Source organism: Pseudomonas sp. sp1636 (assembly GCF_030376615.1).
Lineage (GTDB): Bacteria > Pseudomonadota > Gammaproteobacteria > Pseudomonadales > Pseudomonadaceae > Aquipseudomonas.
In genome coordinates this window covers 91,395-117,077 of sequence record NZ_JARRAB010000002.1, presented here as the reverse complement: position 1 = coordinate 117,077, position 25,683 = coordinate 91,395, and the positions used below count along the sequence as shown (strand labels likewise).

The window sequence follows — 25,683 nt, the reverse complement described above, 5'->3', positions numbered from 1 at the left end:
CAACCGGCGAGCCCCGGCGATTTGTCTAATGTGCGCGGGGCGCACCCTAGGGCTTAACGGAATGAGTTGATCAGGGTATCGAACAGAGAACGGGCAACTTGAATGATCTGCGCCGAGGCGTTGTAGTACTGCTCGAACCTGATCAAATTGGCCGCCTCTTCGTCGAGGTTGACCCCGGACAGCCCGTCGCGGTTATCCGTGGCCTGTTTGAGGATCGCCCCGGTCGCCTCGCTGTCCTGGCGGGCCTGGGCGGTCAGGGTGCCGACCCGCTCGACCAGATCGCCATAACCATCGGTGAAACTGGCCCCGGTGGCGATGCCGGTGATGTTCGGATCGACGCCGACGGTCTGCTTGCTTTGCAGATCCGCCAGCTTCAAGGCGTTGCGGTTATCCGAGACGCCGTTGCTGTTGAAGCCCAGAGTGAAGCTGTCGCCGTTTTCCGGACGGCCGCTGAACGTCTGAACAATATCGAAGCTGCTGCCGCCAGATGTAATGGTGTAGCTCGGTTGATTGCTCTGCCCCGAAGTCACCGCCAGGGATGCAGGCGAAACCGTAACCCCAGGGGGCAAGGTAAAGTTCAGCTGCCCAGTGGGGGGGTTGGTAGCAGGGCTGGCGGCGGCATAGCTCAGCGTTACTGGCGGCGACAGTGCCTGTAAATCCGCGAGAACCATTGGGCTTTGTACATTACTGATCTCTGGCTGGCCTATCCGCGCATTGCCGCGGTTCTGCAAGGCCGCCTCGGCCCTGACCGGCGCGGCGAAGGCCAGCTGGTCGGCCTGATCCAGCACCGCCGTGATGTCGCTGGCGCCGCGTCGGGTCGGTTGCATCAGGAAGCGATCACCGGCCACCGGCGCCGATCCGAGCACCAACTCGAAACCCTGGTCGCGACCGGCCGCATCGGTAAAGCTCAGCGTTTGCGGATAGACGAAGGGGCTCGGGGGCGCCACCGTCATGGCCGCGCCATCGCTCAAGCGCCGCGCCGTGTAGTTGGCACCGTCATATTCGAGGCGGTAATCGCTGGTGGTCAGCACACTGCTAGCGGTGATATTCAGCGCCGGCTGCACGTTGCCGGTATTGGTCGAGTAGGCCAGCACCCGCAGCGCCGCCGACTGGGCAGCGTTGAAATCGCCGAACAGCGCGGAGCCCACCTGGCCCTTCAGATCCAGGCCCTGGCCAAGCTGGGTATTGACCTGGTCGCTCACCGCCAGGGCCAGCCGACCGAGCGCGTTGAGGGTCGGATCCAGCGACTCGGCGCGGTAGCGGATCAGCCCGCCCAGCTCGCCGCCGCTGATCAGGCTGGTAATCCCCTGGCTCGATCCGCCGCTGATGAAATTCACCTCGAAACGGCTCGGATCGCCCTGCCCCGGCACGGCCTCCAGGCGACTGGTGGTGGCCCCCACGACCAAGGGTTGGCCGGTGCCGACGAACAGGTTGACCGAACCGTCGCCCTGCGGCACCACGGTGACGCCGACGTAAGTGGACAACTGGCGGATCGCTTCCTCGCGGGCATCGAGCAAGTCGTTGGGCTGCTGGCCGTTGGACGCGGCCACGGCGATGCTGTTGTTATAGCTGGCGATCGAAGTGGTCAGCCGGTTGACCTGATCGGTCACCGCGGTCATCTGTTTATTGATAAAGCTGTTCTGCTCGCCGATGCGGTCGGACACGGTGTTGAAGCGCCGCGCCAGACCCTCCGCCTCGGACAGCACCAACTGCCGCGCGGGGATGTTCGACGGATCCTCGGCGGCGGTCTGCAAGGACGAGAAAAACTTCTGCAGCGAGGGGGTGATGCCGGTGGTGGTGCCGGCCAACAGCGAATCCAGCTGCTCGATCTGGCTCCGGTAGGCATTCACATCGCTGCTCAATGCGGTACTGCTGCGCAACTGGGTGCTGAGGAATTCGCTGTAGCTGCGGCGGATATCCACCAGGGTGGTGCCCGAGCCGACATAGCCGGCACCGCTGAACTGCGGCTGCCGAGTGGCCTGCACGCTGTCCTGCCGGGAAAAACCCGGGGTGTTGACGTTGCTGATGTTATGGCCGGTGACCGACAGCGCGGTCTTGTTCGCGGCCAGGCCGGACAGGCCAATATTCAGGAGGTCAGCCATGGCTCAGTTCACCCGCGGGCCGGCGGCGTGCCAGCCGCTGCGATGGTTTGGTAGGTCTGCATCTTGCGGGCGATTTGCGTCACCTTGCGCGCGTACTGCGGGTCGGTGGCGTAGCCGGCCTGCTGCAATTCGCGGACGAAGCGCTCGGGGTTGGCCGTGGCGTTCAATGCCCCCTGATAACGGCCGTTGTTCTGCAGAAAGCTGACGTAGTCGTCGAAGCTTTGCGCGTAGGAGTCGTAGGCACGGAACGAGGCGGCCTCTTTGACCGCCTTGCCGCCCTGGTATTCGGTGGTCTGCACCCGCGCCGACTCGCCGCCCCAGCTGTTGTGGGTCTTGATGCCGAACAGGTTGTGGCTGCTGCTGCCGTCGCGCTGGCGGATGATCGACTTGCCCCAACCGGTTTCCAGGGCGGCCTGGGCCACCAGGTAACGCGCCTCGACGCCGATCTTCTCGGCGGCCTGCTCGGCCATCGGCAGCATGGCGGCGACGAACTCCTGCGGCGAGTTGAACACCGACTTGCCGGCCAGGCGGCGCCCGCTGCTAGCATCGCCGTCCTCCAGGCTCAGGGCCTTGTCGGGCGGCGCAGCGAAGGCCTTGGCCGGCACCCAGTCGGCCTGCGCCAGGGACTGTGCATCCCCCACCGCGGTAGCAGGCACGCTGCCGGCCATCATGCGCTCGCCCAGCTTGCCCGGCAGAGACAGGCGGCGCCGGTTGATCGCGAAGGAATCATCACGTTGGCTATCGACCTTGGCCAGCGGCTTGCTGGGCGCGCTCGGCACCGGCGCATCGACCTGGGCGAAGGGATTCGGCCGGCTGCCGGCATCCTTGATCTGCGCCATCTGCCGCACCAGCACATCGGCCAGGCCGATGCCGTTCTGGTTGTTCGACAGGGTCACGGCCAACTGCTGGTCGTGCATGTCCTGGTAGGTCTTGCTCTCGTTGCTGTTGAGGAAGTTGCCTTCGCCGAACACCTCGCCCGCCGAACGCATGGCCTTGAGCATCTCATTGAGGAACAGCGACTCGAACTCTTGCGCCACCTTGCGAATGTTCTGTTCGCTGTCGCCCCCGACCTTGAACTGGTTGAGGCGATTGAGGTCGGTGAAGGCGCCGCTGTCCAGCGGGCTTTGGCCATTGCCGCGCAAACCGGCCGAGAGTCGAGAATCCATGGTCGCTCCTTAAATCACGATCAGGTCGGCCTGCAGGGCACCGGCTTGCTTGAGCGCCTCCAGGATGGCCATCAGGTCGGAAGGCGAGGCACCGACCTGATTCACCGCCCGGACGATCTCATCCAGGGTGGTGCCGGGGCCGAACTTGAACATGGGCTTGGCCTCTTGATCGGCATTCACCCGCGAGCGCGGCACCACCGCGGTCTGACCGCCGGACAGCGCTTCCGGCTGACTGACGATGGGATCCTCGGTGATGGTTACCGTGAGGCTGCCGTGGGTCACGGCCGCCGGCTGTACGCGCACGTTCTGGCCGATGACGATGGTGCCGGTGCGCGAGTTGATGATGATCTTGGCCACCGCCTGACCGACCTCGACTTCGAGGTTTTCCAGGATGGCCAGGTAATCCACCCGTTGATTCGAATCGAGCGGCGCACTGACCCGGATCGAACCGCCATCGAGCGCCTGGGCGACACCCGGACCGAGCAAGTCGTTGATCTGGTCGACGATGTTTTTCGCCGTGGTGAAGTCCGGACGATTGAGGTTGAGGGTCAGGCTGTTGCCCTGGTTGAAACCGCTGGGTACCGAGCGCTCGACCGTGGCACCGCCGGGAATGCGCCCCGCCGAGGGCACGTTGACGGTAATCCGCGAACCGTCGCCGCCTTCGGCATCGAACCCGCCGACCACCAGATTGCCCTGGGCGATGGCATAGACATTGCCGTCGATGCCCTTGAGCGGCGCCATCAACAGGCTGCCGCCGCGCAGGCTCTTGGCGTTGCCGATGGAAGAGATGGTGATGTCGATGGTCTGCCCCGGCCTGGCGAAGGCGGGCAAGTCGGCATGGATGGACACCGCGGCGACGTTCTTCAGCTGCACATTGCCGCCTGCCGGCACCTTGATGCCGAACTGCGCCATCATGTTGTTGAAGGTCTGCACGGTGAACGGCGTCTGGGTGGTCTGGTCGCCGCTGCCATTGAGACCGACCACCAGGCCGTAGCCAATCAACTGGTTGCTGCGCACGCCCTGGATGCTGGCCAGATCCTTGAGCCGTTCGGCCTGGGCCGGCAGGCACAGCAGAGCGCATAGCAATAAGAGGTAGGAGCGGGCCATGCCCGCGATCCTGCTACCGACCCTGTGAATGCTTTCGCGGGCATGGCCCGCTCCTACGATCATCATCTGCGTCACCCTTAGAACGGCCACAGCGGGCTGATGAAGAAACGATCGAGCCAACCCGGCTGGCTGGCATCGGCGAAGGCGCCGGTGCCCGAGTAGGTGATGCGCGCGTCGGCGATGCGGGTCGAGGCCACGGTGTTGTCCGTGGCGATATCGTCGGCGCGCACCAGGCCGGCAATACGCACCAGCTCGTCGCCGGTATTGAGGGTCATCCACTTCTCGCCGCGCACCGCCAGAATGCCGTTAGGCAGCACCTCGGCCACGGTTACCGTGATCGAGCCATTGAGGCTGTTGCCCTGGGCCGCCTTGCTATCGCCCTTGGTATCGCGGCTGGCGCTGTACTCGGCGCCCAGCGACAGCTGATTGTCGGAAAACGGATTGGCCGCCGACACCGCGCCACCGAACAGCGAGGTCAGGCCGATGTCGGCTTTGCTGTCCTTCTGGATCTGCGAACCGGCATTCTTGCTGGCCTGGGTGCGCTCGTTGAGGGTGATGGTGATGATGTCGCCGACGCGGTAAGCCTTGCGATCATCGAACAGGCTGTTCTCGAAGCCGGCCTGATAAATCGAGCCGTTGTTCTGCTCCGCCGGCAACGGCGTACGTGGCAGTACCGGCGCGTAATAGGGGTCGTTGGGCTTCGCCGGCGGCGCGACGCAGCCGCCCAGCAGCACAAGGCCCAGCATCGAGAGCACTATTACCAGCCGATTCATACCCACTACCTCACGGCGTTTATATCAGGCCAGGGCCGGGCTAACGCCCAGCATCAGGCGTTAAAGATTCTGCGAAACGAAAGCCAACATCTGGTCGGCGGTGGAGATGACTTTCGAGTTCATCTCGTAGGCGCGTTGGGTGGTGATCATGTTCACCAGCTCCTCGACCACGCTGACGTTGGAGTTTTCCAGGGTGTTCTGCAGGGTGGTGCCCAGGCCGTTGAGGCCCGGCGTGCCGACCTGCGGCGCACCGCTGGAGGCGGTCTCCAGGAACAGGTTGTTGCCGACCGCCTCCAGACCCGCCGGGTTGATGAAGTCGGCGATCTGCAGGTTGCCGACGATCTGCGGCTGCGCGTTGCCGGCGGTGGTCACCGACACTGTGCCGTCATCGCCGACGGTGAAGGTACGCACTTCGTTGGGCAGGACGATGGCCGGCTCCAGGGCAAAGCCATTGGAGGTGACGACCTGGCCATCGGAATTCAGATGGAAGCTGCCATCGCGGGTGTAGGACACGGTGCCGTCGGGCATCAGCACCTGGAAGAAACCGCGACCGTTGACCGCCATGTCCAGCGGCTGCTCGGTGGTTTGCAGGCTGCCGGTGGTGAAGATCTTCTGCGTGCCGACCACCCGCACCCCGGTGCCGAGCTGCAAGCCGGACGGCAGCTGGCTGTCCTGACTGGACTGGCCACCCGGCTGACGGCGGATCTGATACAGCAGATCCTCGAACTCGGCGCGGTCGCGCTTGAAGCCGGTGGTCGAGACGTTGGCCAGGTTGTTGGAAATGGTGGTCAGGTTCATGTCCTGGGCGGACAGACCGGTCTTGCTGACCCACAGTGCCGGAAGCATATCGATTCTCCTCGGGCGCCGTTTTCACGGCGCCGCGTGCTGATAGTTAGCTAATCTGCAAAACCCGCGCCACAGCAGCCGCATTGTCTTCGGCGGTGCGCATCATCTTGACTTGCAGCTCGAACTGACGGGACAGGGAGAGGATGGCGGTCATCTCCTCCACCGCATTGACGTTGCTCGATTCGAGAAAACCGGAAGTCACCTGCACCGCGGCATCCGCCTGCACCGGATCCGCGCCCTTGAAGCGAATCAGGCCATCGCTGCCCTTCTCCATCTGCTTGGGATCCGGGTTGACCAGCTTCAGTCGGTCGACCTCGGCGAGCACGCTAGGCCCCTCGCCGAGGGCGCGAATGCTGATGGTGCCGTCCTGGCCGATCTCGACTTTCTGCTCCGGCGGCACGGCGATCGGCCCGCCATTGCCCATCACCGGCAAGCCGTTGCCGGTACGCAACATGCCCTGGGCGTCAATATTCAGGCTGGCGGTGCGCACATAGGCTTCGCTGCCATCCGCCGCCTGCACGGCCAGCCAGCCCTGGCCGCCAATCGCCACGTCCAGGTCGCGGCCGGTCTCCTGCAAGGCGCCCGGAGTGAAGTCGGTGCCGGGGCGCTCGCTCATGGCGTAGACCCGGGCCGGAAGCGTGTCACCGAAAACCGGCATCGAACGCGCCTGCTCGAAATCGCGGCGAAAGCCACTGGTCGAGATGTTCGCCAAGTTGTTGGCGTGGGCGCTCTGGGCCAGAGTGTTGTTATGGGCGCCGGTCATGGCGACGTACAGCATCTTGTCCATGGTTATTCTCCGAGGTGGGCATGCCGCCCGCTGCTCTTTGCAAGCTATCAAGCAAGCACCGCGCCAACCCCGGCAAACAATTCGCAAGGCAATGAAATATAAGTATTTTTAAAAACAAACAGGCTCCCATAGGGAGCCTGTGCAAGAGTAGATCGGCGGAAATTTGCCGCTACCGGCAAGCGCCGACGCAGTAATCAACCAGACCTGCGAGCCACTATCAGCGCAGATTGATAATCGTCTGCGTGATGGTGCTTTCGGTTTCGATGGCCTTGGCGCTGGCCTGATAGTTGCGCTGGGCGACGATCATGTTGACCAGCTGCTCGGACACCTCGACGTTGGAGTCTTCCAGAGCGCCCGACTGCAAGGCGCCGAGGACGCCGCTGCGCGGCGTGCCGATCACCGGCTCACCGGACTGGAAGGATTGCGCCCAGGCGGACTTGCCCACCGGCGTCAGGCCCTGAGGATCGGCAAAACTGGCCAAGATTATCTGCCCCTGCACATTCGACTGACCATTGGTGTAGCGGGCAAAAATCACCCCGGTGTCATCGATCTCCAGCCCCGCCAACTGACCGGTGGTGTAGCCGTCCTGGCTGACGCTGTTGACCGCGAAGGAGCTGGCGTACTGGGTGGAATTACGCAGATCGAGCTGAATGCCGGCGACATTGGCAGTGGCGCCGTTAGCCGACCAAACCGGTGGCACCGACTTGTCTGCCGTCGCCGGCACCCAGCCGTTCAGGGCGAAGCGTCCGCTGGCCGGATCGACGGTGAAATCCTCCACGCTGGGGCCGGCACCGTCATAGTCGCCGGGGATCAGACTGGCGGGATCCAGCTGACCGCTGGGGGTGAAGCTCATCGCCATCGAGTAGGGCACGGTGGAGGCCGGGTCTGCCGGATTGCGCCCGTCGATCAGCACGTTCATCTGCCAGTTACCCCCTGTAGGCGACCCGGGGATTTGTAGCTGCTTGACGAAGTACTGGGTCAGCACATGGGCGTTGCCCTGGGTGTCATACACATTGGTCGAAGTGGAGGAGTTGTAGGTGGTCGGGTCGCTCGGGTCGAACGGCGCGGTAGTCGGCACCGTATTGGTCGAATTCAAGTTGAACGTCTGTTTCAGCTCGCTGGTGGCCCGCGGCGCCTGGCTGGCCGACTGGATACGCAGGTCATCGATCACCCCGTTCTGCAGGTTGCCATTGCCATCGACCGCATAGCCCTGCAGGCGATAGCCGAAGTTGTTCACCATATAGCCTTCGCGGTCGGTACCGAAATAGCCGGCCCGGGTATAGCTGACCTCGCCGTTGTTGCTGGTCTGGAAGAAGCCGTTGCCATTGATGGCCAGATCCAGGGCGTTCTGCGTGTAGTTGATGTTGCCCTGATTGAACGACTGCGACACGTTGGCGAGCTGCACGCCGGCACCCTGGCTGTTCTTGCCGGTACCCTGCACCGAGGCCGCATACAGATCGGCGAACTCGGCACGCGACTGCTTGAAGCCGACCGTGCCGGCGTTGGCGATGTTGTTACCGGTGATATTGAGGTCACTGGTCGCAGCACGCAGGCCACTCAGACCGATATTGAACGACATGCAAGTCTCCTTGGCCGGTCGCGCCGGCGCTTAAATCCGCTGATTACTGACCGATGACCTGTACCTGGGAGAGCGGCACGCTGCCGAGCCCCGCCAGGTTGAGCGTCAGTTCGCTGCCGCCCAGGGTGACGCTGTCGACGTTGGCCGGGAGCAGGGTGTAGAGCCCCTTGGTCTCGCCGTCATAGCTGGCCTGCGCCTCGAACTTGTAGGTGCCGGGCGGCAACAGATTGCCGCTGGCGTTCTTGCCGTCCCAGATAAAGCTGACATTGCCGGCGGCCTGCTCGCCCAGGTTGACCCGACTGACCGCCGTGCCCGCCTTGTCGTAGACATTGACGTAGACGTTGCTGCTGCTGGTTGGCAATACCAGGCTGGCCTTGAAGCTCTCGCTGGTATCGACCACCGCCTTGTCGGTCGGCACTATGACCTTGCGCCCGACCAGGGAAGAGGCCTGCAGCGCCTGGGACGACTGGTAGCCGGACAACAGGGAACTCATGCTGGCGTTGAGCTTTTCGATCCCCTCGACCTGGCTGAACTGGGCCAACTGGGCGATAAACTCGCCGTTGCCCTGGGGCTCCAGCGGGTTCTGATTATTCAACTGAGTCACCAGCAGGTTGAGAAACTCGTTCTTGCCGAGTTCCTTGCTCTGCTTGGGTTCCTGCTTGATCTGGTATTGATCCAGTGCAGAACTGACGCCACTAACGCTGCTCATCCTTCACTCCTCGCGGGTGGCTTACTGGCCCAGGGTCAGTACGCGCTGCATCATTTGCTTGGCGGTATTCATCAACTCGACGTTGGTCTGAAAGGCCCGACTGGCAGAAATCATGTCGGCCATTTCCTCGACCACATTGACGTTGGGGTAATACACATAACCGCCCTCATCGGCTGCCGGATGGTTCGGCTCGTAGCGCGGCACCAGACTGCTCTGATCCTCGACGATACCCAGCACCTGCACGCCGCCGCCGGCCTGATCCTGCTCGGCGAACAGCGAACCACTGCCATCGCCCAAGGACTGCTGGAACACCGTGGCAAACACCGGATGGCGCGCGCGGTAGGTCTGATCGACGCTCGACGACACCGTCTCGGCGTTAGCGATGTTGCTGGAAATGGTGTTCAAGCGAGTGCTCTGGGCACTCATGCCGGTTCCGGCGATATTGAAAACACTGGCGAGTGACATGGCATCAGGCTCCTTTAATCGCCGCGCAGGGCGCTGACCAGCCCTTTGAACTTGCTGTTGAGAAGGGTGAAGCTGGCTTGGAAGTTCATCGCGTTTTCCGCGTAGCTGGACTGCTCGACCTGCGCGTCGACGGTGTTCTGATCGATCGAGGGGTGCGCGGGGATGCGATAGGCCAGAGTGGCACTGCCCACGGCCATGCCCTCGGCGGCGATATGCCGGCTGTTAGTGCGGGCCAGGCCAGCCGAACCCTGCTGGTTCTTGGCACTTTGCTCGGCCAACACCGAGGCGAAATCCAGATCGCGCGCCTTGTAGTTGGGCGTGTCGGCGTTGGCTATGTTGCTGGCCAATACCTCGGCACGCTGGGCGCGAAAGCCGAGGGCCTTTTCATGGATGCCGAGTGCGCTGTCGAAACTGATGCTCATGGTCAGGAACCTTTGCCGTTGGGCTTGCCTGTTTTCCGTAGAAGATATTTAGCAAAGGTCGTGCCATTTTATTTTTATCTTATATTTCAATAAGTTGATAAATATACAGGGCGTTTAGCAAGGCTGAGCGGCAAGGCTTTTCCGCCCCATGGCAAGCAAAGCGGCAAGCAGCTCAGCGTTTTGCCGCTGCGCATAACGCAAAACGGGAGGCCACTGGCCTCCCGCTTGATCCTGCACCCTAGCAGGCTGTTGAAAAACTACCTGCGTTGCCATCGCAGCGTTAAAAACAGGCTCAAAATGCTCATTTACAGCTCGTAAACTGCGCTTTTTCGCCTGTTTTTGCCTTGCGCTGGCTGCCTCGCCAACGTTTTTCAACGGCCTGCTAATGCAACCGGCTCACTTCACCTTGTAGATGATGCCCGGGCTGCATTGCACCATCTGATAGCGATCCGGCAGACCATTGAGCGCCTCCGACGCCCCCAGAAACAGGTAGCCACCCGGTTTCAACATGGCATGAATGCGCGTGAGGATGTCTTTCTTCATTTCGGCGGAAAAATAGATCAACACGTTGCGGCAGAACACGATGTCGAACTTGCCCAGGCTGGCATAACTGTCCATCAGGTTCAGCGGACGAAACTCGACACGACTCTTGATCGCCGGCTTGACCACCCAACGCCCCGGCGCCTTCGGATCGAAATAACGCTGCAAACGCTCTTGCGACAGGCCTCGTCCCATTGCCAGGCTGTCGTACTCGCCGGACTTGCAATTGGCCAGCATCGACGGCGAAAGATCGGTGGCCACGATCTGCACCCCGGCCTTGAGTTGGCCGATATTGGTTTTCTCGAACTCGTCGATACTCATCGACAAGGAGTACGGCTCCTGCCCTGAAGAACAGGCCGCCGACCAGATGCGCAGGCGCTGGCCCGGATTGGCTTTGATCAATTCAGGCAGAACCCGGCTCTTCAGCACTTCGAAGGGGTAGGTATCACGAAACCACAGGGTTTCATTGGTGGTCATGGCATCCACCACCTGCTCGCGCAAACCGCTGCGCGGCTGGCTTTGCATGCGCTGCACCAACTCCCCCAGGGTCTTGATGCCGTGCTGTTCCTGCAACTTGCTCAGGCGACTGGATACCAGGTACTGCTTGTTGCTACCCAACAAAATGCCACAAGCCTTTTCCAGGAAAGTCCGGAACTGCTCAAAATCCAAATTACCTGAAGACACTAGCCAGGCCTCGCCAATAAAAGTATCGCGCGGAAAGATGCACCCGCCGCCCTATCGCCCCGAATCAATACTGCAGCATTCGGAGGGAGGGGATTACACACGGGTTCAACAACTCTCATTTACGGTTGGTAAAACAGACCCCGCCAGGTAAGTGGCAGAGCCTTGGGTTTTTGTTGCACAACGCCACGCCAGCTCACCCGGCCTCGGCCTGATCGACCTCATTGATGCGAGCAGCCACCCGCGCTGCCAGGTCATCAGGACGAAACTTGGGGAGAAAATCATTGGCGCCGACCTTCTTCACCATGGCCTGATTGAACACCCCGGACAGCGAAGTATGCAGGAGGATGTGCAATTTCTGCATGCGCGCGTCGCCGCGAATCTCCGCCGTCAGGGTATAACCGTCCATTTCCGGCATCTCGATGTCGGAAATCAGCATCAGCAGTTCCTGATCGGGACGCCTGCCCTCGTCTGCCATGTTGCGCAGATAATCCAACGCCTGGCGACCATCGTTGAGTGCCGTGACCTCGACCCCCACGGTTTGCAGGCAGCGCATCACCTGTTTGCGGGCCACCGATGAGTCATCGACGATCAATACATGCTTGCTGAGCGCCTTGCCCTGGGTTTCGGCATCGATGACACCGGCAGAAATCACCTCGGAAGTCGGCGCCACCTCGGCGAGGATTTTTTCCACATCGAGGATTTCCACTAATTCCTTGTCCAGACGGGTCACCGCAGTCAGGTAGTGGTCACGCCCGGCGCCCTTGGGTGGTGGATGGATCTCCTCCCAGTTCATGTTGACGATGCGCTCGACCGAATGCACCAGGAAGCCCTGAACCTTGGTGTTGTATTCGGTAATGATGACGAAGCTGTTTTTCAGATCCTGCAACGGTGGCCGCCCGGTCGCCATGGACAGGTCGAGGATGGGAATAGTGCCACCGCGAATGCTCGCGACCCCCCGTACGACCGGGCTGGATCTGGGCATGATGGTGAGTTTGGGGCATTGCAGCACCTCCTTCACCTTGAATACGTTGATGCCATATAGCTGCCCGCCGTCAAGACGGAACAGCAGCAGTTCCAAACGATTCTGTCCAACCAACTGAGTACGTTGGTTAACCGAATCCATTACACCGGCCATGCCCAAACTCCTCTGTTTGAGTAGCGCACATCGTGCTTTGCGTAGCAGGCGGCACGCACCTTGCTTTTCACTCTGCATGAACGCAGAAACGACAACTTTTCGACACTTTTACCGTTGCAGGTACCGAGACCTACCGGCAAAAGGCCGTCACTGGCTGGCAGTTTTACCTGCTTTGCTCGCGCTCGGCTACAGCCCAGTGACACCGGCGGCGGTAACCTTGCCTGAACAGCTTATCGGCGCCTCCCACAGTTTTCTTGAGCTGGCGGTAACCGACTACCTGCAACGCAGTGAAATTCAGGGGCGGTATGAAATTGAAATCAACCGTCTCGATCCACGCTTACGCCTACCGCTGTGCGACAAGGCGTTGACGACCACCCTGGAAAGTCCTGCCCAGCCGATTGGACGTGTCACCCTGCGGGTGCGCTGTGACGGCAGCTCGCCCTGGACGGTTTTCGTTCCCGGACAGGTCAGGCTGTACCGTGAGGTGGTCACCGCCATCCGCCCGCTCAAACGCGAAGCGGTGCTCGGCGAAATGGATGTCAGCCTGATGGAACGCGATGTCGGCCTGCTCAATCAAGGCTACCTGACCACCCTCAAGCAGGCGCTCGGCAAAAAATTGACGCGCCCGCTGCAGCCGGATCAGGTAGTGGCGCCGACGCATGTCGAGCAAGCCGAGGCCATCCGTAAAGGCGATCAGGTGGTGATCAGCGCACGCAGCGGCAACATGAGCGTGCGCATGCCAGGCGAAGCCCTGTCGGACGGGGTCATCGGCAAACAGATTAACGTGCGCAACCAACGCTCGAAGCGAATCGTCAGAGCTCGGGTAATAGGCGCAGGCCAGGTTGAAGTGGCCATGTAGGCACGATTCTCGCCTGATTCCGACGTTCAGGCCGACGCCTGTCGAACGGCCTGGCTGACGATTTTCCCCACTGGGTTTAAACTGTTGCTTGAAACACGTTTTATTTCGCTAAAGTTTTCCCGGACACGGCCGAGAAACCAGGCAAGCGTCCAAATACTGTTCGAGGTTTTGCATCATGGTCATCGACTTCAACCGGCTAAACAATGCCACCACCCCTGCCAACTCAGGGCGTGTAGGCGGTGCTCAGCCTGGTGGCCAGAATCAAGCCATCAGCGACAAACCGACCAGCCCAGCAGCGACTCCGGCCCAGCAGGCAGACGCCAGCAAAAGCGGTGAGTCGGTGCAGTTCAGCCGCGAAGCGCAACAGCTGCAAAAAATCAGCGAAAAACTGGCGGAACAGCCAAGCGTCAATAAAGAGCGCGTTGCCCAGCTCAAACAAGCGATCCTGGACGGCAGTTACCAAGTCGACAGCCAGCGCGTTGCCAACAAACTGCTCGACTTCGAATCCCAGCGCTAGAGCAGCGCCGGGATGTTAGCCACAGCGCAGGAGCGCTGCTACGGCCTGCAAACATCTGAGAGCCTGCGATGCACGAGACAACCCTGCTTGAGCTTTTCACCGACGATATCGGCAGCGCCGAGCAACTGCTCGCACTGATCGATGACGAATTCCAGGCCCTCGGCGAGCGCGACCTGGCTCGCTTGCAAGGCATTCTGGAAAACAAGCAACCGCTGCTGGCGCAACTCGACCAACACGGTCAGGCGCGTAGCCAACTGCTGCTCAGCCTGCAACTGAGCGCCGACCACTCGGGCTTGCAAGCCCTGGCCGAACGCTCCAGCCAAGGCGCTGAACTGCTCGAGCGCAGCGACCAGCTGCACAGGCTGCTGGAGCGCTGCCAAACTGCCAATTTGCGCAACGGTCGCTTGATTCGCTCCAGCCAGGCCTCGACCAGCAACATGCTCGGCATTCTCCGCGGCGGCGAAACCCCCAGCCTCTATGACAGCCGCGGCAGTACCGCTAGAATCGGCCAGCAGCGCCCGCTCAGTCAGGCCTGAACGCTTATAACAAGACACAGGGAAATTACTGGCATAATGCCAGCCCTAGTGGCATCGCATCTGCCTGGAGAGTTCTGGACCGTGTCCAATCCCTTTATCGAGGATGATGGCCCGCAACCACCGAAGGTTCTCAAAGCCCCCGTGGAAATCGTGGCCAATCTACGTCAACTGCAACACCACCATGACCCGCTGATTATCACCTTCCACGAACGCAGCCAACGTTTTCAGAGCTACCTGATCGAAGTCGATCGCGATAAGAACCGCCTGATCCTCGACGAGATGATCCCCAACGATGGCGAGCGCTTTCTGCACAACGGCGAACCCTTTCGCGTCGAGGCCTTCCATGAAGGTGTACGCGTGGCTTGGGAGTGCCTGCAGCCGGTACAGATAGACGAATACCAGGGGGCGCGCTGTTACTTCAGCTCGATGCCTGAGGCTGTGCACTACCACCAGCGCCGCAATGCCTACAGGGCGCAGCTCAAGCAAACCGAACAGGTCAAGATCGAGCTGGTCGGCGCCAAGCTGTGCAGCCCCCTATCGGGACAGCTGCTGGACATTTCCGCCACAGGCTGCAAGTTGCGCTTGCCGGGCAATGTCGCCAGTAGCCTGCACTCTGGCCAGGTTTATGAGCACTTCACCGCTCAATTGCCCTTCGGCGCGATGACCACCGCAGTGGAACTGCGCCATGTGCAGTATGAAGAAAAACTCGACACGACCTTTGCCGGCGTGCGTTTCCACCGCATGAGCGGCCTGGAACAACGCCAGGTCGAGCGTTTCGTCTACCAACTGCAGCGCGAGGCACGGCGCTTCGACAGCGACGGCTTGTTCTAGCAGGCTGTCGGGTTTAACACCGTCCTGCTGCGGAAAAACCGAACGCGAAGAAACGAAGCCCAACAACATCGCCCCGCCGGGCTTGGCGGAGTTCGATTCTGCGCGGCGCGGCCCGCCCCAAGCGACAAAACAGGGTGTCGCTTGAGGGCTCAAGACCAGCGCCAATTGGCGGACCGACCAGCCATCCGCCAGAGACGGCTCAAACATCGACCCGGATACCCAGCGTCGCCAGGCGCGGCAGGTCTTCCGGGCGATCGACATCCCACAGTGCCGGCAACAGCTGATGGCTCCAATCCAGCCGCTGCAGGCGCTCGCAGGTCATGTTAAGAACCTGATCGGTTCCCCAGGGCATGGCGTGAAACAGCATGGGATCGACGCGGCGCAAGCCGAGCAAGACATAACCGCCGTCCTCGGCCGGCCCCAACACAACGGGCTGTCCGTGCAACGCCGCGCAGGCACCGCTGAGGTATTCGCCATCCAACGCCGGGCAATCGTTGCCGATCAACACCACGGCATCGCTTTCCGCCAGCCCCAAGGTCGCTATGCAGCGCATGCGCTCCCCCAGGTCGCCGGCGGGCTGCTCAACCAGCGTCCAGTTCAATTGCTCGGCGAGTGCCTGCAGCTGCGCATCCGGACTGTCATCCAGCCACAAGAACCGCTGACTGAACCCTTGCGCCGGAAGCTGCAAGGCCCGCTCGAGTAATAACCGCTGCAGGTCACACGCGCCCTCTTCGCCCAGCACAGGAATCAGCCGGGTTTTCACCCGTCCAGGCACAGGCGCACGTGCCAGCAGGTGCAAAGAAATAGACAGGCTCATAGCGGAGGCCCTCGATGATACTGTCGCGCCAACTGATCCGGGCTGGCGCCACAATAGTAGGCCAGCCGCAAACGCCACATAAACAACACGGTACGCCAAATACCGTCGCGCTCCCAGCGTCTGCTTGAAGTTGTCAGCGGAGGACGCAAGCAACGCGGGCGCGCGCACTTTTTCAGGCGTCCACTGAGTTCGATATCCTCCATCAACGGGATGTCCGCGTAACCACCCAGCGCTTCAAACGACTCGCGGGCGACAAAGATCCCCTGATCGCCCGTCGCCACACCGGTCAGCCGCGAGCGCAGATTGATCATCGTACCTATCAGGCGCAAAGCCAGGCCACGACCCGACAAACACACATCGAAACGCCCCCATATCGGCCGCCCGGACAACCCAGCAAGCAGATTCTGGATGGACGCGGCACTGACCCGGGTATCGGCATGCACGAACCACAGGTAGTCGCCCCGGGCAACGGCCGCCCCTGCATTCATTTGCCGCGCGCGCCCGGCAGCACTCTCAATCAGCCGATCGACGCGCCCCAGCGCCAGCGCACAGGTGGCGTCGCTGCTGCCGCCGTCGACGACGATCAGCTCGGCGCCGGCCTGGCGCAACAGCGCCAGATCCTCCAGCAACGCCGGCAAGGCGAGGGCCTCGTTGCGCGACGGAATAATGACACTGAGCGAAGGGTTCAAGAACGCGGGGCCTGCTCGGCGGGCGGCTCGCCCGTTTCGCCCGCCATCTGCACCTCAGCCTCAACCTCAGTCTCGGCGACCGCATCGTGCATCTGCTCCTGCACGACCTGCTCGTCGACTCGCGGATCGAGCGCCGCGGTCAGTGGCGAACTGGCCGTGCTGTCGGGCATGGGGATGTGATGCAGGGGCGCATCCTCGACCTGATGCCGGTGGGTGACATTGTCCGGGCGCACGCGCCAGACCAGAATCAAGGCACAGGCGCTGAAGAAGGCATAGAGCATATTGGCCCCCAGGAAACGCATCAGCACGCCCGCCACCAGCGGACCTAAGCTGGCGCCGACGCCGAAGGTGACCAACAGCATGGCGGTCAGCGAGACGCGCATCTCGCCCTCGACGTGGTCGTTGGCGAATGCCACCGCCAACGGATAGAGGCTGAACAGCAACAGGCTCACGACGAAGCCTACGGCAAACAACAAGGGCAACGGCACCTCGGGTTGCAGCGCCAGCGGCAACGCCGCCAACGCCAGCAAGGCGGCGCAGCCGCGGATCAACAGGGCCCGATCATGACGGTCGGACAGCCAACCCAGCGGCCACTGCACCAGCAGGCCGGCCAGAATGCAGCTGCCCATGAACAAACCGACCTGTTCGGTAGGCAAGCCCAGACGAGTGACGTACAGCGGCGCCAGGCCATAGAAGGAACCGATCAGCAAGCCGGCCACGGCAATGGTGGTCAGCGACAGGGGCACGCGCTTGAGGAAAAAGCGCAGTTCCAGCGGCGCCGGGTGCAAGGGCGCCGGGTGCAATCGCCGAGTCAGGGCCAGCGGCACCAGGCACAAGGCAAAACACAGCGCCACCAACATCAGCAACTCCAGCCCCAGATTCGGGTGCACCACCAGCACCAACTGGCCGAGGATCAACCCCAGATAGGAGGCCGCCATGTAACCGGAGAACACCAGGCCGCGCTGGCTGGTAGCGGCCTGCTCATTCAGCCAGCTCTCGATCACCATGTATTGGCACATCATGCCCAAGCCGACCACGAAGCGCAGCACCAGCCAGATCGGCAGCCAATCGGTCAGCCCGTGGACGAGCACCGCCGCGGTGGTCACCCCGGCGCAGGCGACGTAGGCACGGATATGACCGACCCGGGCGATCAGCCGGTGGCCTTTCTTGCCGCCCATGACCAGGCCCAGGTAGTTGGCCGCCATCAAGGCACCGACCCACAGCCCGTCCGCAGTCTCCGCCAGGCGCAAGCCCAGGTAGGTACTCAAGAGCCCCGAACCGAGCAACATCAGCAAGGTGGCAAAATACAACGAACGAAAAGACTTCCAGATAACGCGCATCGGTCTCCTGCGACTCCATGATCGAGTGCGGCGAGCCAGCTTAGCCGGCTCGGTCGCTTAGGCTTTAAGCCTGGGTCGCCAGAACGCGGCGCTCCCAGGGGGTAATCTCGTCGAAGAAACTGGCCAGCTCCATGGTCTTGGTCGCAATGTAACCTTCGATGAACTCGCTGCCGAACAGTTCTACTGCCAGCGAGCTGTGCTTCAGACGCTCCAAGGCGGCATGCATGGTACATGGCAAGGTCAATTCTTTTGGCACCTCGAACTCGCCCTGCAGCGGCGCACTCGGCTGCAGTTGCCGCTCGAGGCCATACAACCCTGCCGCCAGACTAGCAGCGATCGCCAGATAGGGATTGGCATCGGCGCCCGGCAGGCGATTCTCCACCCGTCGCGCCAGCGGCGAACTGGCCGGAATACGCAGCCCCGCCGCGCGGTTATCTTCCGACCAACAGGCATTATTGGGCGAGGCGAAGGGGTGACAGAGGCGCTGGTAGGAGTTCACGTGCGGAGCGAACAGCAGGGTCAAATCCGCCAACGCGGCCTGCTGACCGCCGATGAAGTGATAGAAGGCCGGGGTCGCCTGGCCGTCCGCAGCACTGAAGATATTACTGCCGCTACCCTGCTCGACCAGGCTCTGATGAATATGCATGGAGCTGCCCGGGGTGTGCGCCAGCGGCTTGGCCATGCACACCACCGTGAGCCCGTGCTTGAGCGCGACCTCCTTGAGCAGGTGCTTGAACAGGAAGGTCTGGTCGGCCAACAGGAGGGGATCGCCATGCAGCAGATTGATCTCGAACTGACTGACGCCCATCTCATGCATAAAGGTGTCGCGCGGCAGGCCCAGGGCCGCCATGCACCGATACACCTCGGCGAAGAACGGCCGCAGACCGTTATTCGAACTGACGCTAAAGGCGCTGCCGCCCTCCTCGTGGCGGCCGTCCAGGCCTAGCGGCGGCCGGAACGGCTGCTGCGGGTCGGGGTTCGGCGCGAACACGAAGAACTCCAGCTCGGTCGCCACCACCGGCTGCAGGCCATGTTCGGCATAACGCGCCAGCACCCGCTTGAGCAGTGCGCGGGTGGACAGGCTCGAGCCGCGCCCGTCCAGCTCGTCGGCATCGCAAATCGCCAGGGCGCGCGGGCTGTCGCTCCAGGGCAGGCGGTGGATCTGGCTCGGCGCGGCATTCAGCGCCAGGTCGCCATCATCGCTGCCATAGAAGCGTGGCGGCGGGTAGCCGCCCATGATGCATTGCAACAGCACGCCACGGGCCAGCTGCAAGCGGCGGCCTTCGAGGAAGCCCTCAGCGGTCATCACCTTGCCGCGCGGCACGCCGTTCAGATCCGGCGTCACGCATTCGACTTCAGCGACCCCGCGCAGCAATTCTTCCAGGGCAGTGCGGCTAGCGGTGTTCATCTGTTCTTATCCTTGAGTGACGCAGTGAGGCGGCGAGGCTGCCGATGCGGACAAAATACGCATCAGCCGCCGATGATTTCAAGCAAAGCTTGAGGCTTGTGCCGCGGTGCTGCCTCTCTGGAAACCATCTAATAATTCGATTTAATTAATCGCACGACCACGGCCCGTGAAGCCCCTGATCCAGCCACCCATGCCAAACATAAAGCACCGCTCTAGAGCGCCTAACCCCCACTATCAACGGCATCGATTATTACCATGCCCGACATCCACTTTTTCATCTAATTATTCTGAGTAGGATGGGCTCCGTACTCACTTACCGCCCCCACGAGGAGCCCCAAGATGAAAAAGCAAATTCTCGCCAGCCTGATCCTGGCCAGCCTGTCCGTTAGCGCCTTCGCCCTGCCGCAAGACGCGCAACAACGCCTGCAAGAGCGCAACATTGCCGCAGACGGCGCCGAGCGCACCGGCCTCAATCGGGTCGCCGAAGGCGGCGCCGAACGCACCCCTGGCAACCGCGTCGCCGAGGGCGGAGCCGAACGCCTGCAGGAGCGCTTCCGGGTTGCCGAAGGCGGTGCCGAGCGCACTGGCCTCAACCGCGTCGCCGAAGGCGGAGCCGAACGCACCCCTGGCAACCGTGTCGCCGAGGGCGGAGCCGAACGCCTGCAGGAGCGTTTCCGGGTTGCCGAGGGGGGTGCCGAGCGCACCGGTGCTGGCCGCATCGGTTGATGGGATGCTTGCCCCCCACACCACTATAGAAAGGCGCCAACTCTGGCGCCTTTTTGCGTTGCAACGATCAGCGCAGCACTTTATTCCAAGCGCGCCAGCCGCGCCTCCAGCTCGGCGATGCGTGCCTCCAGGGCGTCCAGACGGCTCTCCTGCTGCGCGGCGACCGGCGCACGCTCGGTTTCGCCCGCACGCGCTTCGAGCAGGGCCTGCAGATCGGCCGGCTCCCCCAACAGGTGCATATAGCGATCCTCGCGCTGGCCGGCCTGACGTGGCAGCAGGCAAGCCAGGCCGCGACTGATCAAGCGCTCCAGGTGGTGCTGCACCTGCTCGGCCTCCTCGAACTCGTGCATGCGGCTGCTGCGGGTAAGCAACTCGTTGACCGTCTGCGGGCCGCGCAACAGCAACAGACCGACCAGCACGACCTGGGCTGCGACCAGCTCCAGGGCCTTGTCGGCACGCTGCTCCCAGCGATCGGCGCGGCTGCCCATCACCAGCCGCGCCAGACCGCGCCCCTCGAGGCTGCGCAAACCTTGGCCGACCTGGCCCGGGTTGAGGTTCATCAGCGGCTCGCGGCTGGTCTTCTGGTTGCAGGCCAGTACCAGGGCATTCAGGGTCAGCGGATACACCTCAGGCGTGGTCGCCTGCTTCTCGATCAGGCAACCGAGGGTACGGGCCTCGACGGCGCTCAAGGGCGCCTCGCTGAAGGCGCTAAGAATTTCATTGGACATGGCAGCTTGCTCTCCGACTCGAACCTGTCGCTAGCCTAGCCTGACTGACGGCGACTTGACATGCCTCACGGGCAAAGCGGGCCATCTGGCGGCTGGCGGAACCCGCCACGCCCGGCCAGCGACGCGTTGTGCTAGAGTCCCGCGCTGTTTTTTCCCGCTTGGACTCTGGCGCCACGCCAAGCTCTGCCAATTCGCTCGACGCCGCCCCGTGCCTGCATCCGCCAGCCCAACCAGAGCAAGGCCTTCAGCGCCGTTTCTGGTTCCTGGCGAAGTGTTCGAGGCGAGCCCTGGACTCTTTGAGATACCGCCCATGACCGCTACCCCACACCCGCTCGTCCATCTGCTCAACCGCACCAGCCTGGTGGTGCAGATCCTGATCGGCCTGATCGCCGGGATTGTCCTGGCCCTGTTCTTGCCCCAGACCGCCCTGTCCATCAGCTTCCTCGGTACGGTATTCGTATCGGCCCTCAAGGCCGTGGCACCGGTGCTGGTATTCGTCCTGGTCGCCGCCTCCATCGCCAACCACCAGCGCGGCCAGCAAACCCATATCCGGCCGATCCTGCGGCTCTATCTGCTGGGCACCTTCAGTGCCGCGCTGATCGCGGTACTCGCCAGCTTCGCCTTCCCCTCCAGCCTGACCCTGGTCAGCAACGGCGCCGAGCTTGCGCCTCCCGGCGGGATCGACGAGGTGCTCAAGACCCTGCTGCTGAACTTGGTCGACAACCCGGTCAACGCCCTGCTCAAGGGCAACTTCATCGGCATCCTGGCCTGGGCCGTCGGCCTGGGACTGGCCCTGCGCCATGCGGCCCCGGGCAGCAAGCAGATGCTGGCCGACCTGTCCGCCGGCGTGACCGCTATCGTCAAGCTGGTGATCCGCCTGGCGCCGCTGGGGATCTTCGGCCTGGTCGCCGCCACCCTGGCCGAATCGGGCATCGGCGCCCTGCTCGACTACCTGCACCTGCTGCTGGTGCTGGTCGGCTGCATGCTGCTGGTCGCCCTGGTGGTCAACCCGCTGATCGTCTTCTGCAAGATTCGCCGCAACCCCTACCCGCTGGTACTGACCTGCCTGCGCGAGAGCGGCCTGACCGCCTTCTTCACCCGCAGTTCGGCGGCCAACATCCCGGTCAACCTGCAGCTGTGCCAGCGCCTGGGCCTGCACGAGGAAACCTATTCGGTGTCCATCCCGCTGGGCGCCACCATCAACATGGCCGGCGCGGCAATCACCATCAGCGTGCTGACCCTGGCGGCCGTGCACACCCTGGGTATCGCCGTGGATCTGCCCAGCGCCCTGCTGCTCAGCCTGCTGGCCTCGGTCAGCGCCTGCGGCGCCTCCGGGGTGGCCGGCGGTTCGCTGCTGCTGATCCCGCTGGCCTGCAGCCTGTTCGGCATTCCCAACGAGGTGGCCATGCAGGTGGTGGCCGTCGGCTTCATCATCGGCATCGTCCAGGACTCGGCGGAAACCGCGTTGAACTCCTCCACCGACGTGCTGTTCACCGCCGCGGCCTGCCTGGCCGAAGATCGGCTAGCGGCCCCGCTGACCGAGCCCGCCCGCTGATCCCCAGCCCAGAGCAGCAACGCAAAGGCTTACCCATCGGGTAAGCCTTTTTTGCAGGGGCAGCCCCCCCTACAGCGGCTGCCAGGCCATGCAGGCCTAGACACGACAGAGCCGCCGCGCCTACTCGCTGGGCTGGTAACGCGCAACGAAAAAAGGCTTACGCATCGCGTAAGCCTTTTTGGTATGGCGTCCCCTGCTGGAGTCGAACCAGCATCTAGCCCTTAGGAGGGGGATACTCATTAAGGACAGTTATAGACAATGGAAGACAAAACCCCGTGAAACGCCCGTAATACCGTTGTTTTATAAGTAGTTTTTAATGAAATGAACGACAGTCAGAGACAATGAAAGACGTTGAACGACACGAGAAGTAGTTGCTAAAGTAGTAACCAGTAGTGACTACATAGGTGGCGAAATGGCTGGGAATACGCAAGACAAGCGAGTCAACGATCAGCAGCTGCGCGGCCTGAAAGATGGCGGGACGCTGACATATAGCCTGGCTGGCAGAGGGAATGGCAGCATCTTATTCAAAAAAACTGGCTCAGTCATAAGCGCTTACTACCGCTGGAATCTGAACAAAAAGCCCGGACAGCTGAAAATAGGTCACTACTCATCAACACCACCAGGCATGAAGCTATCTGACATCCGCACCGAGGCTGGCAAGCTAGCAAAAATCCTAAAGGATCATGGCAATCCCAAAGAGTACCTAGCCAGCCAAGCGTCGGCAGCAGAGTCCAAGCGCATAGCAGAAGCCAAGACTGCTGAAGCAGTATCTCAGCTGGGTACATTCAAAGACCTATTGGATCACTACTCAGCAGACCTGCTAGCGAGGGGCAGGGTCAAAGCGGGACAAATCGCCAGAATGTTCGAAATGCATGTCATTGAGCCCTTTCCTGAGCTTGTTGCGAAGCCAGCTAGATACATTACTGACGAAGACATCAACAGCATTTTGGACAATGTGCGAGCGTCAAAGCCCAGGAACAGGGGCAGAAACAGATCAACAAAAGCACCTGTTACATCAATGGCTTCGACAGAAAACACGCTTCACACGTATCTACGTGCGGCCTTTGAATCCGGAATATCGAGCCGATTCTCTCGCAACCGTAAACGACAGACAGTTGCACCAAAGAGATTTGGAATCACGATCAACGTCGCAGCAGCAGTGGGGAAAATGGATGACGTGTACGAAGGCTCGACAGAGACGCTTAATCAGCACGAGATCGGCGCGCTTCTGAGGCATCTCGATCACCTTCCCGAGCGTAACAGAGCACTAGCGCTGGCACCAATATACCTCGGCGGGCAGAGGCTCAAAATGCTGATGTCGCTGGAGTGGGGGCATATGTATGAAGACGGAATCCTGCTTTTTGATAAAAAAGGCAAGCGTGGCAGCAAGCCGTACCCTCATTTCCTTCCGCTCACGCCCAGGGTTCTAGAGATTCTCCAGCCACTGCTGGTGGTTCGCACGAGTGACAAAGGGCCGTTTGCCTTGTCCAAAAATCTGGTTCGCAGCGACTACGCCGGGAAGTTCTATAGCGAAGCAGGGGCAAAGCTTCACGCAGACGGGCTAACCAGAGATTTCAGCTGGAAGAATGTCCGAGTAGCCTGCGAATCAGTCCTTGCCGGAATGGGTGTAACCGAAGAGATCCGGGCGCACATCCTGTCGCACGGCCGAAAATCCGGCGTTCAGGCAAAGCACTATGATCGGAATCTCTACTACAAAGAGAAATTTGAGACCCTAACGGCCTGGGGCGAGTACCTGGACGAACTGCGCATGGGAAAAATTCGCGAAGAAATTAAGCTGGCAAATCTGCACGAAATGCGCAGTCGAGGGGCGTAAAATTAGAACTTGACACGCCCCCTATTGACTGATCGATTTTTTGTTATTATACTACAAATTAATCAGGCCATAGGGGGCAAAATGAATGCAGTAATTTCTGATCGTTTTTTGAGAATGGACGATGTAGCAAAAATCCTGGGAGTCTCGAAAAAGACTGTCGAGAGAATGGAGAAGCGTGGGTCGCTACCAGCCATGACGCGTCTTAGCTATAAGACAGTTGGGATGTCAGAAAGCCGACTAAAGGCGTTCATGAGCACTCTATGAAGGCAGGAGGATCGAATGATCAGCCTATTATGAAAAGGCACCTACTCAGGTGCCTTTTTTCATTTCAGTGTCATCGCTATCAGCTCCGAACTCTCGCCCCACGGGCTTCATCTGCTCCCATTCAGCAGCCTCCCCTTTCAAAGCTGGCGACACTTTTCCAAACCCGCACAGCTCAGCAATTTCGAAATCATCATCGAATAGCCGACACTGCCTGTAGCTGTCGCGCAAACACAACACAGCATGCTGCAAGCAGCCTTGGCAGATCATCAAGCTGTACCGCTCGCCCTCGACCTCGCCATGGACGTGCCCCGCGATATCTGGGAAGTCGCAAACTTGGCAGCGCTGGCCCTCCCCTTCCTTTGTTGTTGCCAACTCGGACCCAGGATCGCCCTCGGCTTGGCCGAGAGTGTCGCAGTCTTCGGTAAGCTTGCCTGTGACGCTGCCGAAAAGCGGTGGTTTAGGTGGTTGTTTCATCCTGATCGTCCTCTTTCTTTCCGGCAGTTCCCCAGCCAAGGGCTTTCTGGGAGTCAGATTCTTTGATTTTCCAGCCGCTAGCGTTGCTGATGAGCTGGCGGATAGGAGTCCAGGCCCTCCAGATTTCGTATGCCAGTTGCTGGTTCTCTAGCTTTGCGCATTTCGGGTCTGCTTTTACTAACTCAGCAAGAGATTCTTCAATTGCTTGCATTGCTGCTGAAATCTGCTCTTGGTTTAGATATTTCTTTTTCTCAACAAATCTGTTTTTGTGACGATACTCAAATGTTGAAAAATACTTAATCAGCTTGTTCGTATTAGCAACGCTGGTGAAATGCTTGCGGATCTCGTGCTGACTGCTTATGACCTGATCGTACGGAACAGTAATAACTCGCTCTCTCTTTTCACCGTATTTGACTCGATAGAATGAAACAGCGGTCGCGATCTCTCTAATCCACACCCAGCCTTTATCTTGATTATCCATATATGCCTCTTCTTATTATTTTTATTGGCAATAACTATTTACTGCATAGCTTTATTATAGTACTAAAAACGCCTCAGATAACACGACTCAGCATGTAACTCAAATATTTTTTCAGCCTTCGGCTAATTCGACCAGTTGGGGTGATTTGGTGGCCTTTAGAACAAATCCCGTACACATGACGGCAAGTGTAATGGGTTTGTTCCTGAAATCCTGATGATTACTGGATTAAGTCGTGATTGTCGGCATCATATTGAGCGGAATGCCTTACGCCCTAGGGGCGTAACGATTTTGAAAAATTGGACAGCCTGG

General features: G+C 60.9%; 27 protein-coding genes. 8 read left to right on the top strand and 19 right to left on the bottom strand.

Annotation, left to right across the window (positions count from 1 at the left end):
• Nucleotides 1-53 precede the first annotated feature (53 nt).
• The 12 genes from flgK to P8H27_RS02185 form a co-directional block, all read right to left on the bottom strand.
• Nucleotides 54-2,102 carry a flagellar hook-associated protein FlgK gene (gene flgK / locus P8H27_RS02240; RefSeq protein WP_289634991.1) on the bottom strand — a complete coding sequence of 683 codons (2,049 nt, stop codon included), beginning with the start codon at nt 2,100-2,102 and terminating at the stop codon, nt 54-56.
• A gap of 8 nt (nt 2,103-2,110) precedes the next feature.
• A complete protein-coding gene (gene flgJ, locus P8H27_RS02235; protein ID WP_289634990.1) occupies nt 2,111-3,268 on the bottom strand; it encodes a flagellar assembly peptidoglycan hydrolase FlgJ in 1,158 nt (385 codons plus the stop codon).
• A 9-nt stretch (nt 3,269-3,277) separates the two neighbouring features.
• Nucleotides 3,278-4,375: a flagellar basal body P-ring protein FlgI gene (locus P8H27_RS02230; protein WP_289634989.1), complete on the bottom strand. Its 1,098-nt coding sequence runs from the start codon at nt 4,373-4,375 to the stop codon at nt 3,278-3,280.
• A 77-nt stretch (nt 4,376-4,452) separates the two neighbouring features.
• Nucleotides 4,453-5,148 (bottom strand): flagellar basal body L-ring protein FlgH, encoded by a 696-nt coding sequence (gene flgH, locus P8H27_RS02225; protein ID WP_289634988.1) that lies wholly within the window; start codon nt 5,146-5,148, stop codon nt 4,453-4,455.
• A 60-nt stretch (nt 5,149-5,208) separates the two neighbouring features.
• On the bottom strand, nt 5,209-5,994 hold the full coding sequence (flgG, locus tag P8H27_RS02220; protein WP_289634987.1) for a flagellar basal-body rod protein FlgG: 786 nt from the start codon (nt 5,992-5,994) through the stop codon (nt 5,209-5,211).
• 46 nt (nt 5,995-6,040) lie between these two features.
• Nucleotides 6,041-6,781 carry a flagellar basal body rod protein FlgF gene (locus P8H27_RS02215; RefSeq protein WP_289634986.1) on the bottom strand — a complete coding sequence of 247 codons (741 nt, stop codon included), beginning with the start codon at nt 6,779-6,781 and terminating at the stop codon, nt 6,041-6,043.
• Between the two features lie 217 nt (nt 6,782-6,998).
• Entirely contained in the window at nt 6,999-8,360 is a 1,362-nt protein-coding gene (flgE, locus tag P8H27_RS02210; RefSeq protein ID WP_289634985.1) for a flagellar hook protein FlgE, read from the bottom strand.
• A 43-nt stretch (nt 8,361-8,403) separates the two neighbouring features.
• Nucleotides 8,404-9,069, bottom strand: a complete 666-nt coding sequence (gene flgD, locus P8H27_RS02205; protein ID WP_289634984.1) for a flagellar hook assembly protein FlgD — start codon at nt 9,067-9,069, stop codon at nt 8,404-8,406.
• Nucleotides 9,070-9,090: 21 nt separating this feature from the next.
• Complete coding sequence (gene flgC / locus P8H27_RS02200; protein ID WP_289634983.1) at nt 9,091-9,534, bottom strand: flagellar basal body rod protein FlgC; 444 nt, start codon at nt 9,532-9,534, stop codon at nt 9,091-9,093.
• Nucleotides 9,535-9,548: 14 nt separating this feature from the next.
• Nucleotides 9,549-9,956, bottom strand: coding sequence for a flagellar basal body rod protein FlgB (gene flgB, locus P8H27_RS02195; RefSeq protein WP_289634982.1), 408 nt, complete (start codon nt 9,954-9,956; stop codon nt 9,549-9,551).
• Between the two features lie 396 nt (nt 9,957-10,352).
• Nucleotides 10,353-11,180 (bottom strand): protein-glutamate O-methyltransferase CheR, encoded by an 828-nt coding sequence (gene cheR / locus P8H27_RS02190; RefSeq protein WP_289634981.1) that lies wholly within the window; start codon nt 11,178-11,180, stop codon nt 10,353-10,355.
• A gap of 193 nt (nt 11,181-11,373) precedes the next feature.
• Complete coding sequence (locus P8H27_RS02185; RefSeq protein ID WP_289634980.1) at nt 11,374-12,315, bottom strand: chemotaxis protein CheV; 942 nt, start codon at nt 12,313-12,315, stop codon at nt 11,374-11,376.
• Between the two features lie 76 nt (nt 12,316-12,391).
• Between P8H27_RS02185 and flgA the strand changes: the two genes are divergently transcribed.
• From flgA to P8H27_RS02165, 4 genes are all read left to right on the top strand, one after another.
• Nucleotides 12,392-13,174 (top strand): flagellar basal body P-ring formation chaperone FlgA, encoded by a 783-nt coding sequence (gene flgA / locus P8H27_RS02180; RefSeq protein ID WP_374761319.1) that lies wholly within the window; start codon nt 12,392-12,394, stop codon nt 13,172-13,174.
• Nucleotides 13,175-13,349: 175 nt separating this feature from the next.
• The gene (gene flgM / locus P8H27_RS02175) at nt 13,350-13,691 is read left to right on the top strand and encodes a flagellar biosynthesis anti-sigma factor FlgM (protein ID WP_289634979.1); all 342 of its coding nucleotides are present in this window, start codon (nt 13,350-13,352) and stop codon (nt 13,689-13,691) included.
• A 68-nt stretch (nt 13,692-13,759) separates the two neighbouring features.
• Nucleotides 13,760-14,227, top strand: coding sequence for a flagella synthesis protein FlgN (locus tag P8H27_RS02170; protein WP_289634978.1), 468 nt, complete (start codon nt 13,760-13,762; stop codon nt 14,225-14,227).
• A gap of 36 nt (nt 14,228-14,263) precedes the next feature.
• Nucleotides 14,264-15,058, top strand: a complete 795-nt coding sequence (locus P8H27_RS02165) for a flagellar brake protein (protein ID WP_289634977.1) — start codon at nt 14,264-14,266, stop codon at nt 15,056-15,058.
• 199 nt (nt 15,059-15,257) lie between these two features.
• On the opposite strand, the gene P8H27_RS02160 is transcribed toward P8H27_RS02165, so the two are convergent.
• The 4 genes from P8H27_RS02160 to P8H27_RS02145 all read right to left on the bottom strand — a co-directional run bounded on the left by P8H27_RS02160 (nt 15,258) and on the right by P8H27_RS02145 (nt 19,210).
• On the bottom strand, nt 15,258-15,875 hold the full coding sequence (locus tag P8H27_RS02160; RefSeq protein ID WP_289634976.1) for a TIGR04282 family arsenosugar biosynthesis glycosyltransferase: 618 nt from the start codon (nt 15,873-15,875) through the stop codon (nt 15,258-15,260).
• Complete coding sequence (locus P8H27_RS02155; RefSeq protein WP_289634975.1) at nt 15,872-16,564, bottom strand: TIGR04283 family arsenosugar biosynthesis glycosyltransferase; 693 nt, start codon at nt 16,562-16,564, stop codon at nt 15,872-15,874. Before P8H27_RS02155 ends, P8H27_RS02160 begins: the two co-directional genes overlap by 4 nt.
• Complete coding sequence (locus P8H27_RS02150; RefSeq protein WP_289634974.1) at nt 16,561-17,904, bottom strand: MFS transporter; 1,344 nt, start codon at nt 17,902-17,904, stop codon at nt 16,561-16,563. The genes P8H27_RS02155 and P8H27_RS02150 overlap by 4 nt, the downstream gene beginning before the upstream one ends.
• Before the next feature lie 64 nt (nt 17,905-17,968).
• Nucleotides 17,969-19,210: a glutamine synthetase family protein gene (locus P8H27_RS02145; protein WP_289635207.1), complete on the bottom strand. Its 1,242-nt coding sequence runs from the start codon at nt 19,208-19,210 to the stop codon at nt 17,969-17,971.
• A 441-nt stretch (nt 19,211-19,651) separates the two neighbouring features.
• Between P8H27_RS02145 and P8H27_RS02140 the strand changes: the two genes are divergently transcribed.
• Entirely contained in the window at nt 19,652-20,038 is a 387-nt protein-coding gene (locus tag P8H27_RS02140; RefSeq protein WP_289634973.1) for a phage infection protein, read from the top strand.
• 80 nt (nt 20,039-20,118) lie between these two features.
• Here the strand turns inward: P8H27_RS02140 and P8H27_RS02135 are convergent, their stop codons facing one another.
• Complete coding sequence (locus P8H27_RS02135) at nt 20,119-20,766, bottom strand: YceH family protein (protein ID WP_289634972.1); 648 nt, start codon at nt 20,764-20,766, stop codon at nt 20,119-20,121.
• A gap of 310 nt (nt 20,767-21,076) precedes the next feature.
• On the opposite strand from P8H27_RS02135, the gene sstT reads away from it, so the two are divergent.
• The 3 genes from sstT (at nt 21,077) to P8H27_RS20585 (ending at nt 24,419) form a co-directional block, all read left to right on the top strand.
• Complete coding sequence (gene sstT / locus P8H27_RS02130) at nt 21,077-22,321, top strand: serine/threonine transporter SstT (protein WP_289634971.1); 1,245 nt, start codon at nt 21,077-21,079, stop codon at nt 22,319-22,321.
• 412 nt (nt 22,322-22,733) lie between these two features.
• The gene (locus P8H27_RS02125) at nt 22,734-24,155 is read left to right on the top strand and encodes a hypothetical protein (RefSeq protein ID WP_289634970.1); all 1,422 of its coding nucleotides are present in this window, start codon (nt 22,734-22,736) and stop codon (nt 24,153-24,155) included.
• Between the two features lie 81 nt (nt 24,156-24,236).
• Nucleotides 24,237-24,419 carry a helix-turn-helix transcriptional regulator gene (locus P8H27_RS20585; RefSeq protein ID WP_374761316.1) on the top strand — a complete coding sequence of 61 codons (183 nt, stop codon included), beginning with the start codon at nt 24,237-24,239 and terminating at the stop codon, nt 24,417-24,419.
• A 45-nt stretch (nt 24,420-24,464) separates the two neighbouring features.
• Here the strand turns inward: P8H27_RS20585 and P8H27_RS02120 are convergent, their stop codons facing one another.
• On the bottom strand, nt 24,465-24,893 hold the full coding sequence (locus tag P8H27_RS02120; protein WP_289634969.1) for a hypothetical protein: 429 nt from the start codon (nt 24,891-24,893) through the stop codon (nt 24,465-24,467).
• Nucleotides 24,877-25,374, bottom strand: a complete 498-nt coding sequence (locus P8H27_RS02115; protein ID WP_289634968.1) for a hypothetical protein — start codon at nt 25,372-25,374, stop codon at nt 24,877-24,879. Before P8H27_RS02115 ends, P8H27_RS02120 begins: the two co-directional genes overlap by 17 nt.
• Nucleotides 25,375-25,683: the final 309 nt, after the last annotated feature.

Coding starts and splice junctions, on each gene's coding strand:
- flgK (WP_289634991.1), bottom strand. CDS start 2,102: ATGGCTGACCTCCTGAATATTGGCCTGTCCGGCCTGGCCGCGAACAAG.
- flgJ (WP_289634990.1), bottom strand. CDS start 3,268: ATGGATTCTCGACTCTCGGCCGGTTTGCGCGGCAATGGCCAAAGCCCG.
- P8H27_RS02230 (WP_289634989.1), bottom strand. CDS start 4,375: ATGGCCCGCTCCTACCTCTTATTGCTATGCGCTCTGCTGTGCCTGCCG.
- flgH (WP_289634988.1), bottom strand. CDS start 5,148: ATGAATCGGCTGGTAATAGTGCTCTCGATGCTGGGCCTTGTGCTGCTG.
- flgG (WP_289634987.1), bottom strand. CDS start 5,994: ATGCTTCCGGCACTGTGGGTCAGCAAGACCGGTCTGTCCGCCCAGGAC.
- P8H27_RS02215 (WP_289634986.1), bottom strand. CDS start 6,781: ATGGACAAGATGCTGTACGTCGCCATGACCGGCGCCCATAACAACACT.
- flgE (WP_289634985.1), bottom strand. CDS start 8,360: ATGTCGTTCAATATCGGTCTGAGTGGCCTGCGTGCTGCGACCAGTGAC.
- flgD (WP_289634984.1), bottom strand. CDS start 9,069: ATGAGCAGCGTTAGTGGCGTCAGTTCTGCACTGGATCAATACCAGATC.
- flgC (WP_289634983.1), bottom strand. CDS start 9,534: ATGTCACTCGCCAGTGTTTTCAATATCGCCGGAACCGGCATGAGTGCC.
- flgB (WP_289634982.1), bottom strand. CDS start 9,956: ATGAGCATCAGTTTCGACAGCGCACTCGGCATCCATGAAAAGGCCCTC.
- P8H27_RS02185 (WP_289634980.1), bottom strand. CDS start 12,315: ATGGCCGGTGTAATGGATTCGGTTAACCAACGTACTCAGTTGGTTGGA.
- flgA (WP_374761319.1), top strand. CDS start 12,392: ATGAACGCAGAAACGACAACTTTTCGACACTTTTACCGTTGCAGGTAC.
- flgM (WP_289634979.1), top strand. CDS start 13,350: ATGGTCATCGACTTCAACCGGCTAAACAATGCCACCACCCCTGCCAAC.
- P8H27_RS02170 (WP_289634978.1), top strand. CDS start 13,760: ATGCACGAGACAACCCTGCTTGAGCTTTTCACCGACGATATCGGCAGC.
- P8H27_RS02165 (WP_289634977.1), top strand. CDS start 14,264: ATGCCAGCCCTAGTGGCATCGCATCTGCCTGGAGAGTTCTGGACCGTG.
- P8H27_RS02160 (WP_289634976.1), bottom strand. CDS start 15,875: ATGAGCCTGTCTATTTCTTTGCACCTGCTGGCACGTGCGCCTGTGCCT.
- P8H27_RS02150 (WP_289634974.1), bottom strand. CDS start 17,904: ATGCGCGTTATCTGGAAGTCTTTTCGTTCGTTGTATTTTGCCACCTTG.
- P8H27_RS02145 (WP_289635207.1), bottom strand. CDS start 19,210: ATGACCGCTGAGGGCTTCCTCGAAGGCCGCCGCTTGCAGCTGGCCCGT.
- P8H27_RS02140 (WP_289634973.1), top strand. CDS start 19,652: ATGAAAAAGCAAATTCTCGCCAGCCTGATCCTGGCCAGCCTGTCCGTT.
- P8H27_RS02135 (WP_289634972.1), bottom strand. CDS start 20,766: ATGTCCAATGAAATTCTTAGCGCCTTCAGCGAGGCGCCCTTGAGCGCC.
- sstT (WP_289634971.1), top strand. CDS start 21,077: ATGACCGCTACCCCACACCCGCTCGTCCATCTGCTCAACCGCACCAGC.
- P8H27_RS02125 (WP_289634970.1), top strand. CDS start 22,734: ATGGCTGGGAATACGCAAGACAAGCGAGTCAACGATCAGCAGCTGCGC.
- P8H27_RS20585 (WP_374761316.1), top strand. CDS start 24,237: ATGAATGCAGTAATTTCTGATCGTTTTTTGAGAATGGACGATGTAGCA.
- P8H27_RS02120 (WP_289634969.1), bottom strand. CDS start 24,893: ATGAAACAACCACCTAAACCACCGCTTTTCGGCAGCGTCACAGGCAAG.
- P8H27_RS02115 (WP_289634968.1), bottom strand. CDS start 25,374: ATGGATAATCAAGATAAAGGCTGGGTGTGGATTAGAGAGATCGCGACC.